This is a genomic window from Streptomyces sp. NPDC046977 (genome assembly GCF_040644455.1).
Taxonomy (GTDB): domain Bacteria; phylum Actinomycetota; class Actinomycetes; order Streptomycetales; family Streptomycetaceae; genus Actinacidiphila.
The window spans coordinates 179,470-193,222 of sequence record NZ_JBEYWO010000016.1 but is presented as its reverse complement, the minus strand read 5'-3'; the positions used below and the strand labels follow the sequence as shown (position 1 = coordinate 193,222).

Genomic DNA, 13,753 nt, shown 5'->3' with positions numbered 1-13,753 from the left:
CCCCCGGTCTTCGGCCCGCATCGTCCGAGGAGCCCGACCATGCCGACCGCACCGCACCGCACCTGGGGGTGCCGTGGGGGGCGCCCTAGGACAGCTGCGCGTACAGGTCCACCGCGTTGCCGTCCGGGTCGCGCACGGTGGCGTACCGCATGCCCCACACCGCGTCGAAGGGCTTCAGGTGCCCCTCGTACCCGGCCGCCGTCAGCTCCGCGAACACCGCGTCCACCTCCGCCGGGTCGTCGCAGGCGAACGCCAGCGCCGTGCCGTGGCCGCCGGGCCCCGGCGGCGTCCACGCCGGGTCGAAGGACCGCACCGTCTCCCGGGTGTCCCAGGCCATCCGCAAGCCCCCCGGCAACTCGGCCTCCACGTGCGGCTCCCCCTCCACCCCCTCCGCGATCTCCAGCCCCAGGCGCCGGTAGAACGCCAGCGACGCCCCCATGTCGGCCACCACGATCTCGATCAATCCGATACGCACTGTCATGCCGCCACCGTACGCAGCCCTCCCGCACGCGGTCTTGAACGAATCGGACGCCTCCCCCTCCCGGTGCCCCGACGGGTGATGTCCGCGCGGCCGGGCCGGGACGGCCGGGCGTCCGGTTTCGGGGAAACCCATCGGTCGGGGGCGTGCGGGTGAACGGGCGGGGGCGGCCGGGCGGCCCCCGGGCGGTGTTGTCCCACTGGCGTCACGGTTGGGCAACCACCGCGCCGGAGGGGCTGGGAGCCGGGTCGGCCGAGCCGCATGATGAGTGCCGGGCGGGGATGACAGAGGGGGTACGGAGCAGTGGAATTCACGGTTGAACGAACGCTGAGACGACGCGGCCGGCGGTGGGTCACGGGAGGGGCCGCCGTGACGGCGGGAGCCGTGGTCTGGCTGGTCGTCGCTCTGGGAGGCGGCGGCAGTGTCCAGGTGCCGCTGATCCTCATGTTCCTGACGCTGGTGGCCACCTTTCGGGGCTGGCAGGACCTGCGCAAGGCGGACCGGCCGTTCCGGCTGCGGATCGACGGGTTCGGGATCACGCTGCACGACGCGGAGGTCGCGTGGGAGCAGATCGACGCCGTCTCCCTGTGGCACCTCCCCAGCACCGGTGAGGACAGCGAGAATCTGACGCCGCCGAAGCCGCGGCTGACGCTGTGGACGGTGTCCGGCGTGACGCTGCCGCGCAGGGCCGACCGCACCTGGGACGGCCGGAGCCGCTACACCCTCCTGGACTGCGAGGACCTGGACCAGTCCGTCGCCGAGATGTCGAACGCCCTCGCCGCGAACGCCGGCGACCGTTTCGAGACGGCGCCGCGCGCGGTGCGCCCGCCGATCCCGGTGAGTGTGGCGGGGCCCGAACTGAGCGTGCCGGGAGGGGAACGCGTCTTCGTCGACCCGCAGCGGTCCGGCGTCTGGGCGCTGATCTGGGCGGTGGCCGCCGTGATCTGCGCCTACTCGTTCTGGCAACTGCTCCAGGGCGACTTCATGGGCCCGGAGGCCTTCGGCGCGTTCGGGCCGCTGGGCGCCATGGGCTGCTCGTACCTCACCTTCCGCTCCTACCGCCGCTGGCGGAAGCCGCTGCGGCTGCGGATCGGCCCGAACGGGATCAGCATGCGCGAGGTGACCGAGGACGAACAGCACTTCCCCTGGCCGGAGATCGCGGCCGTCACCGTCGGCAAATCGGAGGCGACCAGCGACAAGCGGCCCTGGCTCGTGGTGTGGCCGCTGCCGGGCACCACGCCGGGCGCCAACCCCACGTACCTGGTCGACGGCCACCAGGCCTTCGCCCTGGTCCGGCTGGACCGCCTGCCCGGCGGCGCGGAGGCGGTCGTCCCGGTCCTGCGGGCGTACGCGGGGGAGCGCTACGCCGAGACGGTCTGAGCGGCCCCCGGAAAAGGAGTTGCGCGCCCGTCGGGGGGCCGGGCTATGGTTTCGCCGTCGGACCGCGAGCGATCGAGGAGGTGTTGGAGCGATGACTGTCACTGTGCCGGGCACTGCCCGCATCCAGAAGAGCGTCACCCCCACCACCTCGGCGGTCCTCGGCTGACCCTGCCCGTCCCGGCGTCCCGTACGCCCTGACGGCGCGGCGGCCGCGCGCGACCGCCCTCCCGAAGGGCTTTCCCCGTTGAAGAACGGAACCGTCCCGCAGCCGTACTCCGCGCTCGCCGCCTACGGCTGGGACTCCCTGCTCGACTCCGCCTTCGCGGCGCACGCGGAACGGGGCCTGGTCCCCGGTCGCGTGGCACGCGTCGACCGCGGACTGTGCGACGTCGTCGTCCCCGCGGCCGCCGACGGCGCGCACGTCACGCACGGCACGCAGACCGTGCGCGCCGACACCGAGGACGTCTTCACCCGCGACCCGATGCGGGTCGCCTGCACCGGCGACTGGGCCGCCGTCGACACCGCCGCGGTCACCGGACCCGCGGTACGGGCCCTGCTGCCGCGCCGCACCACCTTCGTCCGCTCCACCTCCTCCAAGCGGTCCGAGGGCCAGGTCCTGGCCGCCAACGTCGACTTCGCGGTGATCGCGGTGTCGATCGCCGCGGAACTGGACCTCGGCCGGCTGGAGCGCTTCGTGTCGCTGGCGTGGACCAGCGGCGCCCAGCCGATGGTCGTCCTCACCAAGGCCGACCTTGTCCCCGACACCACCTATCTGCTGGCCGACGCCCGGTCCGCCGCGCCGGGAGTGGACGTGCGCGTCGTGAGCGCCGCGACCGGCGACGGCGTCGCGGAGCTGGCACAGGCGCTGTCCGGCGCCACGTCCGTGCTGCTCGGGCAGTCGGGCGCGGGCAAGTCCACGCTGACCAACGCGCTGCTGGGCCGCGAGGTCCAGGAGGTGCAGGCCATTCGCGACAGCGACGGCAAGGGGCGGCACACCACGACCACCCGCGACCTGCTGCCGCTGCCCGGGGGCGGGGTGGTGATCGACACCCCGGGACTGCGCGGGGTCGGCCTGTGGGACGCCGACGCCGGGCTCACCCAGGCCTTCTCCGACATCGAGGACCTGGCCGGGCGGTGCCGTTTCCAGGACTGCTCGCACAGCGCGGAACCGGGCTGCGCGGTCCTCGCGGCGCTGGAGGACGGCTCGCTGGCGTACCGGCGGCTGGACAGCTACCGCAGGCTGCTGCGCGAGAACGCGTGGATCGCCTCCCGCACCGACGCCCGGCTGCGGGCGGAGATGCGCCGCGAGTGGAAGCAACGCTCGGCGGCGGGACGGGAGATGTACGAGCGCAAGCGCGGCGGCGGGCACCGCAAGGTGTACTGACGGCCGTGCGCGGACCCCGGTGTGCCGGTACCCCGGCCCGGTTCCCCCTGGGGAGCCGGGCCGGCGGTCATCCGGCGCCGTTGTGCCGGTGCCGGCGGCGCAGGGTCAGCGGACTGCCCTCGTGCCAGAAGGTGTAGACGATGCTGCCGAGGCCGAGCGCGACGATCACGACGCCGAGGACGATCGAGTAGACCATGGCTCCTCCAGCCCGTTCGGGACGCGTTTACCGCGCCTTTGCCTTCGCTGTCTGCCCGTGACCTTCCCGTGACCGGACCTCCTCACACGTGATGCGGGTCAACTCACAGAACTCACAGGCACCTTGACATCCCGGGCCGGGGATGGGCCGTGCCGCGCACATGCCACAGGAACGATCGCGGATGCGCACGATAGTGGCAGCGAAAATACTCAAATACTCTTCCGCGACCATCTCCCGGGAATCCCCGAGGGGTTCCGCCGGGCGCTGATAGGAATTACCCCCAGGCGCGATTGATCGTGCACGTGTACGGCATTTCGGCGCCCTGTCGGAATGCCCGCATGCGCGCAGCAAGGGGAGCGATGACCTCGGCACCGTCCGGTTCCGTGCCCACCCGGAATGCCGCCCATGAGCTGCTCGGCCGCGCGCTGGCCAGATGCCGGGACGAGAGGGCCAGCGGCGTGCTGAGAGTGCAGGGCAGCCCCGGTGGCGCCTTCCATCTGCTCGGCGGCGCGGTCGTCGCCGTGGAGAGCCCCGGCTCCCCGGGGGTGGGCACGCTGCTGCTGCGTTCCGGGCGCATCGACGAGGCCGAATGGGGAGCCGCGCAGGACGCGGCGGCCACCGGCGCCTGGCCCGGAGTCGCGTTCGCCGGCGCCGGGCGGCTCGGGAACGCCGAGTTCCAGGTGATCCACATGATGGCCGCCCAGGACGCGGTCTTCGCCGTCCTGGCCGGCCGGCTGGAGAACTGCGTCCTCGACCCGGCGCGGTCCGAGGACCCGGTGCCCGCCCTCGCACCGGCCGTCGGACGCGGCGTCGAACCCGAGGAACTGCTGGTCGAGGCGGGCCGCCGGATCGCCGCGCTGGCCTCCCTGCCCCGCCCGGTCTCCCCGGACCGCGACCGGGTGATCGCCCTCGTCGCCGCGGGCAACGACGAGACGCTGCCCGCCGCCCGGCGGGACATCCTGGAGCACGCCAACGGCCGCCGCAGCCCCAGGGACATCGCGTTCCAGCTGGGCCGGGGTGTCTATACGGTCACGGTCGAGGTCTCCCGGATGCTCGCGGAGGGTCTGGTGGAGACGGTGTCCGCGCCGGTGCCCCCCGCTGGGCCCGTGCCCCGGCCCTTCGCACCCGTTCCCGCCGCCGGACCTGCCGGCTTCCCGGAGCCGGAGCCCGACCCGGACGCGGACCCCGTTCCCGCTCAGGACCTCGGTCCCGGCCCCGATCCGTCCCCGCCGCCGTATCCGCCGGGGCCCCCGGCCGCGTGCGGTCCCGAACCCGGGCCGGCGGCCGTCACCGAGGAGGGACTGCCGCGCCGCCTCCCGGGGGCCAGCGGCATCCACGAGGCGCTGGAGGCCTCCCGGCCGCCGTCGGGCTGGAAGGGATTTCTCCGGCCGCGCGGACGGGGCCGGCCGGATTCCCCCTGACGTCAATTCACCCGGCACTGACGGCACATCATCCATTCCGCAACGAATTCAAAGAGGTGCACGTGCATGAATCATGACGCCCTGGTCGCCGAGATGCGTGCTCTGCGGGACCAGGTGGTCGGCATCACCGACACCGTCGTGGCGGGCGTCGACGGTCTGCTGATCGCCGCCGACACCGAGGACGCCATCGATCCCAACGGTCTGGCCGCGCTGGCCGCCGCCAGCCTCGGGCTGTCCCAGCGGATCGCGTCCGCGGCCCTGCGCGGCTCCCTGCGCAGGACCGTGACCAGCAGCAGCGGTGGCTACACGGCCGTCTACGCGGTGGACGACACCGCCCTGCTGATCGTCGTGGGCGACGAGGGGATGAACGTCCCCCAGCTCCACCTGGAGGCCCGGACCGCCGTCGAGCGGATCGCGGCGATCCTCCTGCAAACCGAACCAGCCCCCGAGTCCGCCGTCGAGCCCGCGCCCGACCCCGAGGGAGTCCTCGGATGACCCCCGAAGAAGGAGTGCTGTGAGCACCACCGGAAAGCGCCCGGCCACCAACATGGCCGATCAGATCATGATGCTGGTGAAGAGCCTGCGGCAGGAGGTTCCCGAGTGCCTCGCCGCCGGTGTGGTCGACATGGCGACCGGCATGCTGCTGTCCGTCGACACCGTCGACAGCCATCCCCCGGAGGTACTGGACCTGCTGGCCGCCGCGACCCTCGACCTGTTCCAGGGCCGTACGGTGGTGATGATCGAGGACGTCTTCAAGGAGCGCCGCGGGGTCACCACCGACCAGCACTACTTCCAGGAGATCCTCGTCAACAGCGAGAACCTCACTCACCTGTTCCTGCGCAACACGACCAGCGAGGACGTCGTCGCGGTCGTCGTCTGCCGTCGCTCGGTCAACGTGGGCATGCTCTTCGCCCAGGCGCGCCGTGTGATGAAGGAGCAGGGAGAGTTCTGAGCCCGGCCCGGCGGGTGCGGCGGGTCAGGCGGTGACCCGCCGCACCAGCCGGGTCGGCGTGACGACGGAGGACGGCGGCGGGCCGCCGTTGCCCTCCTCGGAGTGCCGGACCAGGCCGCGCAGCAGCAGCCGCACCATCAGCCGGCCCATCTCCTCGATCTCCTGACGGACCGTGGTCAACGGGGGGTCGGCGAGCGCGGCCACCGAGGCCATGTCGTCGAAGCCGACGACCGCCACGTCCTCCGGCACACGGCGGCCGTGGTCGCGCAGTACGCGCAGCGCACCGGTGGCCATGAGGTCGGAGGCGACGAAGACGGCGTCCAGGGCAGGGGCGCGTTCCAGGAGTTCGGCCATGGCCCGCCCGCCGCCGCCCGCCGAGAAGTCGCCCACGGCGACCAGGTGCGGGTCGGCGGCCGGCAGCACGTCGCGGTAGCCGTCGAGGCGGTCGACGGACGCCGTCTGGTCGAGTGGTCCGGTGATGGTCGCGATGCGCGCGCGCCCCAGCGAGACCAGATGGCGCACGGCCTCCCGCGCGCCGCCGCGGTTGTCGGAGTCGACGTACAAGATCCCGCTCCCGCTGTCGCCGTCCGCCCCCGGCCAGCCGGGGCGGCCGCCGAAGACGGTGGGCAGGCCGATCCGGTGGATGATGCCGGGCAGCGGGTCCTCGGCGTGCAGGGAGAAGACCAGTGCGCCGTCGACGTGACCGCCCGACAGGTAGCGGCCGACCCGGTCGTAGTCGGCCGTCCCCTCCACCAGCAGCAGGACGAGCTGCGAGTCGTGGACGGCCAGTTCCCGGCTGATGCCGAGCAACTGCTCGGCGAAGAAGGGGTCGGCGAAGACCCGGGTCTCCGGCTCGGCCACGATGACGGCGACCGCCCCCGTGCGCCGCGTGACCAGGGAACGGGCCGCCTGGTTGGGCACGTACCCCAGTTCCTCGACGGCGCGGCGGACCCTGTCGACCAGGACCTCGCGCACCCCGTTCCCGCCGTTCACCACGCGCGAGACCGTGGCCCGCGAGACGCCGGCCCGCTCGGCGACGGCTTCCAGCGTGGGGCGCGGCGTGGAGATCGGGTCGGGCAACGAGGGCTCCTCTCGGGACGGCACCAGCCTAGCCGTCCCCCCGGGAGGGCCGAGCGCTCTCCGCCCCGGATCGCGGGCCCCGGCGCCGATGTGACGGCACGTCAGCGCACCGGGAAGCCGAAGGCGTACCCCTGCTGCTTCAGCCACGGCAGGACCTGGCGCAGCGCCTCCACGGTCTCGCCGCGGTCACCGCCCGCGTCGTGGAAGAGCACGGTCGGGCCGTTCGTTATCTCGTTCTTGACGGTGCCCACGAGCGCTGCCGTGCCGGGCTGCTTGAAGTCCTCGGAGTCCACGTTCCAGCCGAGCGGGCGCATTCCGCGGGACGCGGCGAGCTGACGGCTGTACGGAGTGAAGGCGCCGCCCGGGGCGCGGTAGTAGAGCGGTGCGACGCCGCCCGACGCCTCGGTGATCATGCGCTCGGCGTCGAGGATCTCCTTGGCCTGATAGGCCCGCGACTTGGTGTTCATCGTCGTGTCGTGGGAGACGGAGTGGTCGCACAGCCGGTGCCCGGCGGCGACCACGGCCTTCACCAGGTCGGGATGCGCCTGGGCCTGCGTGCCGACCATGCAGAAGGTCGCCTTCACGCCGTTGTCCTTCAGCACCTGCAGAATCTGCGGGGTCCAGGTGGGGTCGGGACCGTCGTCGATGGTGATGTTCACCCCGCGGGGCCCCTTGTCCGAGGCGTGCGCGATGTCCATGTTGACGCGCGGGGCGGGGAGTTGCGGATCGGGGACGGAGGTCTGCCCCGGTATGGGACGGGGCTCGGCCGGGGACGCGGCAGTGGCGGAGGGCTTCGCGGACGGGCGGGTCGCGGCCGCCGCCCGGTCACCGGCGGGCCCCGCCTGGGCGGTCCACGCCGACACCGCCGCCGTCACGGAGACCACGCCGACCGCCGCCGCCAGCAGGCGCCCGTTCGTCCCCCGTATACCGCTCCACACCATGTCCGCTCCGCTCCCTGTGTCGTACGTGTCGCCGTAGTGCCCGTGCACAGGGGAGGACGGAGTCCGGGCGGTCCGGGATCCGCCTGTTACGGATCCCGGACGATTCCGCGGGGAGAAGGCGACGATCCGCGCGGCCGTCAGCCGGGGGTGCGGGCGACCCAGCCGCGTTCGTAGGCGTGCCAGCCCAGTTGGAGGCGGGTGGTGACATCGGCGATCTCCATCAGCCGCTTGACGCGGCGCTGGACCGTGCGCAGGCCGAGGTCGAGCTGCTTGGCGACGCTGGCGTCGGTGAGCCCGGCCAGCAGGAGCGAGAGGATCCGCAGGTCCACCGCGTCCGGCCCGTCGGGCGATTCCTCCTGCGCCGCGCCGCCGGGGACGAGGCGGATCGGCAGCGCCTCGCGCCACACGCTCTCGAAGAGCTCCATCAGCGAGTCCAGCAGTCCGCTGCCGTGCACGACCAGCGCGGCCGGTCCCGCCGAGTTGCGCCCCAGCGGAACCATCGCCAGGGAACGGTCCGCGACCACGAGCTTGGTCGGGACCCGGTCGACGACGCGCACCTCCTCCTCGCGGCCGAGGGCGGCGGTGATCCCGGCCATGCCGTGGGGCCCGCCGACCACCTCCCGCTCGATGACCACGCGGAAGCGCACGCCCCGTTCGACGGCACGTTCCTCGGCGGTGTTCTCCGTGCCGCTCACGACCATCGGGCTGCCCGTGACCAGGGCGCAGACCTCCTTCTCCGCGCCGAGCTGGAGCTGCGCGAAGCGGTGCGCCACCGCGCTCGCACCGGTGACGACCTCCACCAGGTCGTGCACGGACGGCTCGGCCGCCTCGGCGCGGAACTCCTGCGCGAGCACGGCGGCGGCCATCTCCGCCTGCTCCAGACCGTGCCGCCGCTGGTTCAGCAGGGCGCCGAGCGCGACGCCGGGCGGCGCGGCCACCCAGCGGCCGGAGCCGGCCGAGGACTGGGCGACCAGCCCGTGCCGCTCCAGCCGCTTCAGGACCGCGACGGTCTCCTCGTCGGACCGCCCGAGCCGGTGCGACAGGTCGACGACCTCGGCGGCCCCCAGCCCCACCAGGGCGCGGTAGGCCGCTTCCTGGGCATCGTCCAGGCCAATGGCACCGAGCACGGGCACTCCTTTCCCCGGGGGCTCCCGGAGCCTGGCCGGGAGTTCCACCGCAACGGTCACGGACAACACGCGGAAGTGGCGGGAATGAGCCATGGCGTAATCCCGCCCGCCGACATCATCCCTGTTCGAACCCCTGTCCTGGCAAGGTGTCCCCACCGGATCGTCCGGCGTGCGGCCCGAGGAGGGGGCCGGCCGCCCGTCGGACCGCCGGCCTGCCCGAAGTCTGTTTCCCGGCGCGGGTCCGCGTGGACAATAGGGGCATGAGCCAGCAGGGGGAGACCGGCCGCCACCAGGAAGACGAGTGGTGGCGGCAGTTGTACGGAAGGCCCGACCCCGGGCCCGGCGGGACCGGTGGGCAGGACGACACCCTCGACGACCGCTACACGTCCGCGGTCGGCGCACTGGGCGACGACACGGAGTCCGACCAGGGGCCGCCCGGCAGGGCCGGCCGCCCGGACGCGGCGGGGACCGAGTCCGACCCCGGCCCCCCGGACACCCTGCGGCTGCGCCGTCAGGCGCCGCCGCCCGCGGGGTCCGTGCCGCACTCCTGGCAGCAGCAGGGCCCGCCGGCGCCGGGACTGCCCCCGGGCTGGGCACCCGCGGAACCCGCGGCCGGGGAGGGCGCGCCGCCCGCTGCCCGGGTCCCGGAGGCCCGCACCGCACCCGGCATGCTCATACCGGGCCCGTCCCGCACGGAAGCCGCCGGCCCCGCCTCCGCCCCGGGCTCCGCGGGTCCTGCGGGTCCCGTGAGTTCCGCGAGTTCGGCGACCTCCGCCATCACGGTGCCCGACACCGCGTACCTCGGCGACGGCCCGCCCACCTACGCGCCCGAGCCGACCGCCTGGCCCCTCGCGGACCCCGGAGCGCTCGACGACCTCGTCCCCGACACCGTCCTGGACGGCGCCCAGTACGGCCTGCTGACGGTGCGTACGGCCGCCACGCGCGGCGACTCCGCCCGCTACCGGGGCGAACCGCGTCGCGACGCCGTGCTGACCGCGCGCTTCGGGGCGGGGGACGACGGCCTGCTGCTGTTCGCCGTCGCCACCGGTCCGCGGGCCTCCGTCGTCGCCCACCGCGCCGCCCGCGACGCCTGCCAGTGGATGGCCTCCGCCGTCGGCCGCAGCCACGCCCGCCTCGCGGAGGACATCCGTGCCTCGCGGCGCGGCTCCCTCAAGTCGGGGCTGCAGCGTCTCACCGACCGCTGCTGCGGACGGCTGCGCGCCAAGGGCGAGGAACTGGGCCTGGACCCCGCCGAGTACGACGTGAGCCTGCGCTGCCTCCTCCTGCCCGTCGACCCGGAGTGCCGCATCCGGCTGTTCTTCGGTGTCGGCGACGGCGGGCTGTTCCGCATCCGCGGCGGTGAGTGGCAGGACCTGGAGCCCCTGGGGTCGGGGGAGCCGCCCGAGCCCGAGGACGGCCCGGCGGTGGACTTCCGCTTCCGCGCCTCCGTCGCCCGCTCCGGGGACACCCTGCTGCTGTGCAGCTCCGGCCTCGCCGAACCGCTGCGCGGCGAGCCGGAACTCGTCGCGCACCTGTCGGAGCGCTGGGGCGCCGCCGAGCCACCGGGGCTCCCGGCCTTCCTCGGCGACGCCCGCACCCGCGTCAAGGGCTACGCCGACGACCGCACCGTGGTGGCCGTCTGGGACGCCTGAGACGTCGCGGGTGTCAGACGCAGCGTCAGGATCTGGAAGGGGCGCAGGCTCACCGCGACGCCGTCCCCGGCGCGCGGTGCGTCGCGCTCCGGCCGCTCCAGCAGATCCGTGACGCGTGCCCCGGCCAGGGCGAAGCCGGGCACGAGCGTGCCCGAGGCCCGGCCGCCCCGGGACTCGTACAGCCGCACCACCACGTCCCCCGAGCGGTCGTCGGCGAGCTTGACCGACTCCACCGTGATCCCCGGGTGGCCGACACGCAGCGGCGGCCGGACGGGCCCGGCCTGCGCGGCGGTACGCAGCGGCAGGTTGAGGGCGAGTCCTTCGGCGACCGCGTCGCCGACGGCGGCCCCGGGGAGCAGGGCGTAGGTGAAGCGGTGGGCGCCCTGGTCGGTCTCGGGGTCGGGGCTGTGCGGGGCGCGCAGCAGGGTCAGCCGCACCGTGGTGTCCGTACCGGAGCGGGCCGCGTCGTGGCCGTAAGTGGAGTCGTTGAGCAGGGCGATCCCGTAGCCGGGTTCCCCGACGTGCAGCCAGCGGTGGGCGCAGATCTCGAAACGGGCCGCGTCCCAGCCCGTGTTGGCGTGGGTCGGGCGGTGCACATGGCCGAACTGGATCTCCGCGGTGGAGCGATCGGCGAGCACGTCCAGCGGGAAGGCGGCCTTGAGCACCTTCTCCGACTCGTGCCAGTCGGCCTCCGTCACGACGTCCAGCCGCCCGCTGCCGGCCGTCAGCCGCAGCTCCTGGGTGATCCGGCTGGCGCCGAAGGCCCGGACGACACGGACCACGGCCCGCAGCGGGCCCCGCTCGACGAGCTCGACGGACTCGGCGTCCGTCAGATCGGTGACCTTGCGGCGGTAGTGGCGGTCGATGTCCCAGGCGTCCCACTTGTTGGGGTGGTCGGGGTGGAGCTGGAGCAGGTTGCCGCGTGCGCCCGCGGCCAGCACCTCCCGGTCCGCGGACAGGTCGCGCACCGAGGACAGCAGACCGTCAGCGTCGACGCCGATCCGCAGCAGCCCGTTGTCCAGGACGATCAGGCCGTCCTCGTGCTCGCCGGTGACCGGTGCGACGGGCGCGGACGCGCCGACCGCCGCGCCCCCCAGCGCGGGCACCTCGACGGCCGCGGCAACGCCGCCGTCCGGCAGCGGCTGCGTGACCGTACCCGGCGGCAGCGCCTCCCGGGCCTCCGCCGTGAGCTCCACGACCTCGCTTCGCGCGTACGGGGAGGCGTTGAGGACGCCCGGCGCGCGACCGCCGTCGGTGCCGGCGCCGGTGGGGGCGCCGGTGAGGGCGGTCACCGCACCCGCGACGATCCCCTCCAGTTCCTCGCGGACCTCGGCGTAGGTGTCACGGGCCTCGCGGTGCACCCAGGCGATCGAACTGCCCGGCAGGATGTCGTGGAACTGGTGGAGCAGCACCGTCTTCCACAACCGGTCCAGGTCCTCGTACGGATACGCGTACCCCTCCGGGTCCCGCAGGGCCGCCGCCGTGCACCACAACTCGGCCTCCCGCAGCAGGTGCTCGCTGCGCCGGTTGCCCTGCTTGGTCTTCGCCTGTGTGGTGTACGTGGCGCGGTGCAGCTCCAGGTACATCTCGCCGGACCAGACCGGGGCCCGGTCCCCGTACTCGCCCTCGGCGGCGGCGAAGAAGGCGGCGGGCTTCTCGATCTCCACCCGCGGCGAGCCCTCCAGGGAGCGCAGCCGGCGCGCCCGCTCCAGCATCTCCCGGGTGGGGCCGCCGCCGCCGTCGCCCCAGCCGAACGGCACCAGTGAGCGGGTGGCCCGGCCCTTCTCCGCGAAATTGCGCACCGCGTGGGCGAGTTCGCGGCCGTCGAGCTGGGAGTTGTAGGTGTCGACGGGCGGGAAGTGGGTGAACACGCGGGTGCCGTCGATCCCCTCCCACCAGAAGGTGTGGTGCGGCATCTTGTTCGACTGGTTCCAGGACAGCTTCTGGGTGAGGAACCACCGCACCCCCGCGAGCCTGGCCAGCTGCGGGAACGCCGCGGTGTAGCCGAAGGAGTCGGGCAGCCAGATCTCCTCGGTCTCCACGCCCAGTTCGTCGAGGAAGAAGCGCTTGCCGTGCACGAGCTGCCGGGCCAGCGCCTCGCCGCCGGGCATGTTGGCGTCGGACTCCACCCACATCGAGCCGACCGGTGCCCAGTTGCCGGCCCGCACCGCCTGCTGGATGCGCTGCCACACCACCGGCTGGTGCTCCTTGACCCAGGCGTACTGCTGGGCCTGGGAGCAGGCGAAGACCAGCTCGGGGTAGTCCCGGGCGAGCGCGGTGACATTGGCGAAGGTGCGCGAGGCCTTGCGCACGGTCTCGCGCAGCGGCCACAGCCAGGCCGAGTCGATGTGGGCGTGGCCGGTCGCGGAGACCCGGTGCGCGCTGGCGTGCGCGGGCCGGGACAGCGCCTCGGCGAGCTCGCCGCGGGCGGCGGCCGCGGTGCCCGCCACGTCGTGCAGGTCGAGGGCGTCGAGCGCGTCCTCCAGGGAGCGCAGGATCTCGTGCCGGCGGGGGTCGTGGAAGTCCAGTTCGTGCATGAGCCCTTCCAGGACCTCGATGTCCAGCACCAGGTGCCAGACGTCCTCGTCCAGGACGGCCAGCTCCGCGGTGTCGAAGCGGTACAGCGGCTCGCGGCCGGCCGTGCGCACGTCGCCGAGCGGGGTCGGCCGCCAGTCGCGCAGCACCGCCGGGTTCGCGGCGGCCTCCAGCAGCAGCCGGACCTGCTCGCCGCCCCGCGCCGGCGAGGCGACCGGGACATGACGGTTCAGCGGATGGACGCCCTTCACCGGCGCGCCCTCGGCGTCGTACACCAGTCCCTCGGCGACGAAGCCCGGTCCGTCGTTGCCGAAGCCGGGGTCGATCACCGCCTCCACCCGGCGTCCCGCCCACCCGGCGGGGACGGCGCCCTCCAGACGGAACCAGCTGGTCGACCAGGGCGGCCCCCAGGGCGTGCCCGGGGCGAAGGGCTCGAAGGCGCCGTCCGAGAGCGCCTTGAGCGCCTCCCCGACGGGCACGGGCTCGCCGTCCACATGCCACGCCGTCAGGGCGAGCGGCACCCGGTCGGCGTAGATCGCGGGCCTGATGAACTGGCCCATCGCCCTGGTCAGACGTCCCTCGACCAGCAGTCGGTCGTCGTGCATCT

General features: G+C 73.9%; 12 protein-coding genes. 6 read left to right on the top strand and 6 right to left on the bottom strand.

Annotated elements, in window-relative coordinates; translation table 11 throughout:
• Positions 1-85: 85 nt before the first annotated feature.
• Positions 86-481 (bottom strand): VOC family protein, encoded by a 396-nt coding sequence (locus ABZ883_RS23680; protein ID WP_360909135.1) that lies wholly within the window; start codon positions 479-481, stop codon positions 86-88.
• Between the two features lie 366 nt (positions 482-847).
• On the opposite strand from ABZ883_RS23680, the gene ABZ883_RS23675 reads away from it, so the two are divergent.
• Positions 848-1,858, top strand: coding sequence for a hypothetical protein (locus ABZ883_RS23675; RefSeq protein WP_360909133.1), 1,011 nt, complete (start codon positions 848-850; stop codon positions 1,856-1,858).
• A 244-nt stretch (positions 1,859-2,102) separates the two neighbouring features.
• A complete protein-coding gene (gene rsgA / locus ABZ883_RS23670) occupies positions 2,103-3,242 on the top strand; it encodes a ribosome small subunit-dependent GTPase A (RefSeq protein ID WP_360909131.1) in 1,140 nt (379 codons plus the stop codon).
• 67 nt (positions 3,243-3,309) lie between these two features.
• Here rsgA and ABZ883_RS23665 read toward each other — a convergent pair whose 3' ends face one another.
• The gene (locus ABZ883_RS23665; RefSeq protein ID WP_360909129.1) at positions 3,310-3,438 is read right to left on the bottom strand and encodes a hypothetical protein; all 129 of its coding nucleotides are present in this window, start codon (positions 3,436-3,438) and stop codon (positions 3,310-3,312) included.
• A gap of 383 nt (positions 3,439-3,821) precedes the next feature.
• Here ABZ883_RS23665 and ABZ883_RS23660 point away from each other — a divergent pair, with 383 nt between their 5' ends.
• The 3 genes from ABZ883_RS23660 (at position 3,822) to ABZ883_RS23650 (ending at position 5,811) form a co-directional block, all read left to right on the top strand.
• Complete coding sequence (locus ABZ883_RS23660) at positions 3,822-4,859, top strand: MarR family transcriptional regulator (RefSeq protein ID WP_360909127.1); 1,038 nt, start codon at positions 3,822-3,824, stop codon at positions 4,857-4,859.
• Positions 4,860-4,925: 66 nt separating this feature from the next.
• Entirely contained in the window at positions 4,926-5,354 is a 429-nt protein-coding gene (locus ABZ883_RS23655; protein WP_360909125.1) for a roadblock/LC7 domain-containing protein, read from the top strand.
• Between the two features lie 67 nt (positions 5,355-5,421).
• Entirely contained in the window at positions 5,422-5,811 is a 390-nt protein-coding gene (locus ABZ883_RS23650) for a hypothetical protein (protein ID WP_360909197.1), read from the top strand.
• A 24-nt stretch (positions 5,812-5,835) separates the two neighbouring features.
• Here ABZ883_RS23650 and ABZ883_RS23645 read toward each other — a convergent pair whose 3' ends face one another.
• The 3 genes from ABZ883_RS23645 to ABZ883_RS23635 all read right to left on the bottom strand — a co-directional run bounded on the left by ABZ883_RS23645 (position 5,836) and on the right by ABZ883_RS23635 (position 8,959).
• The gene (locus ABZ883_RS23645) at positions 5,836-6,891 is read right to left on the bottom strand and encodes a LacI family DNA-binding transcriptional regulator (RefSeq protein ID WP_360909123.1); all 1,056 of its coding nucleotides are present in this window, start codon (positions 6,889-6,891) and stop codon (positions 5,836-5,838) included.
• A 101-nt stretch (positions 6,892-6,992) separates the two neighbouring features.
• Positions 6,993-7,832 carry a polysaccharide deacetylase family protein gene (locus ABZ883_RS23640; RefSeq protein ID WP_360909121.1) on the bottom strand — a complete coding sequence of 280 codons (840 nt, stop codon included), beginning with the start codon at positions 7,830-7,832 and terminating at the stop codon, positions 6,993-6,995.
• A 137-nt stretch (positions 7,833-7,969) separates the two neighbouring features.
• Entirely contained in the window at positions 7,970-8,959 is a 990-nt protein-coding gene (locus tag ABZ883_RS23635; RefSeq protein ID WP_360909119.1) for a helix-turn-helix domain-containing protein, read from the bottom strand.
• 260 nt (positions 8,960-9,219) lie between these two features.
• Here ABZ883_RS23635 and ABZ883_RS23630 point away from each other — a divergent pair, with 260 nt between their 5' ends.
• Positions 9,220-10,611: a protein phosphatase 2C domain-containing protein gene (locus ABZ883_RS23630; RefSeq protein ID WP_360909117.1), complete on the top strand. Its 1,392-nt coding sequence runs from the start codon at positions 9,220-9,222 to the stop codon at positions 10,609-10,611.
• Here ABZ883_RS23630 and ABZ883_RS23625 read toward each other — a convergent pair.
• On the bottom strand, positions 10,569-13,751 hold the full coding sequence (locus ABZ883_RS23625) for a glycoside hydrolase family 38 C-terminal domain-containing protein (RefSeq protein ID WP_360909115.1): 3,183 nt from the start codon (positions 13,749-13,751) through the stop codon (positions 10,569-10,571). The two genes, ABZ883_RS23630 and ABZ883_RS23625, sit on opposite strands and share 43 nt — an antisense overlap.
• Positions 13,752-13,753 lie beyond the last annotated feature (2 nt).

Bases quoted from the DNA above. Each gene is read 5' to 3' on its own strand.
- ABZ883_RS23640 (WP_360909121.1), bottom strand. From the start codon at position 7,832: ATGGTGTGGAGCGGTATACGGGGGACGAACGGGCGCCTGCTGGCGGCG.
- ABZ883_RS23630 (WP_360909117.1), top strand. From the start codon at position 9,220: ATGAGCCAGCAGGGGGAGACCGGCCGCCACCAGGAAGACGAGTGGTGG.
- ABZ883_RS23625 (WP_360909115.1), bottom strand. From the start codon at position 13,751: ATGCACGACGACCGACTGCTGGTCGAGGGACGTCTGACCAGGGCGATG.
- ABZ883_RS23655 (WP_360909125.1), top strand. From the start codon at position 4,926: ATGAATCATGACGCCCTGGTCGCCGAGATGCGTGCTCTGCGGGACCAG.
- ABZ883_RS23650 (WP_360909197.1), top strand. From the start codon at position 5,422: ATGATGCTGGTGAAGAGCCTGCGGCAGGAGGTTCCCGAGTGCCTCGCC.
- ABZ883_RS23665 (WP_360909129.1), bottom strand. From the start codon at position 3,438: ATGGTCTACTCGATCGTCCTCGGCGTCGTGATCGTCGCGCTCGGCCTC.
- ABZ883_RS23680 (WP_360909135.1), bottom strand. From the start codon at position 481: ATGACAGTGCGTATCGGATTGATCGAGATCGTGGTGGCCGACATGGGG.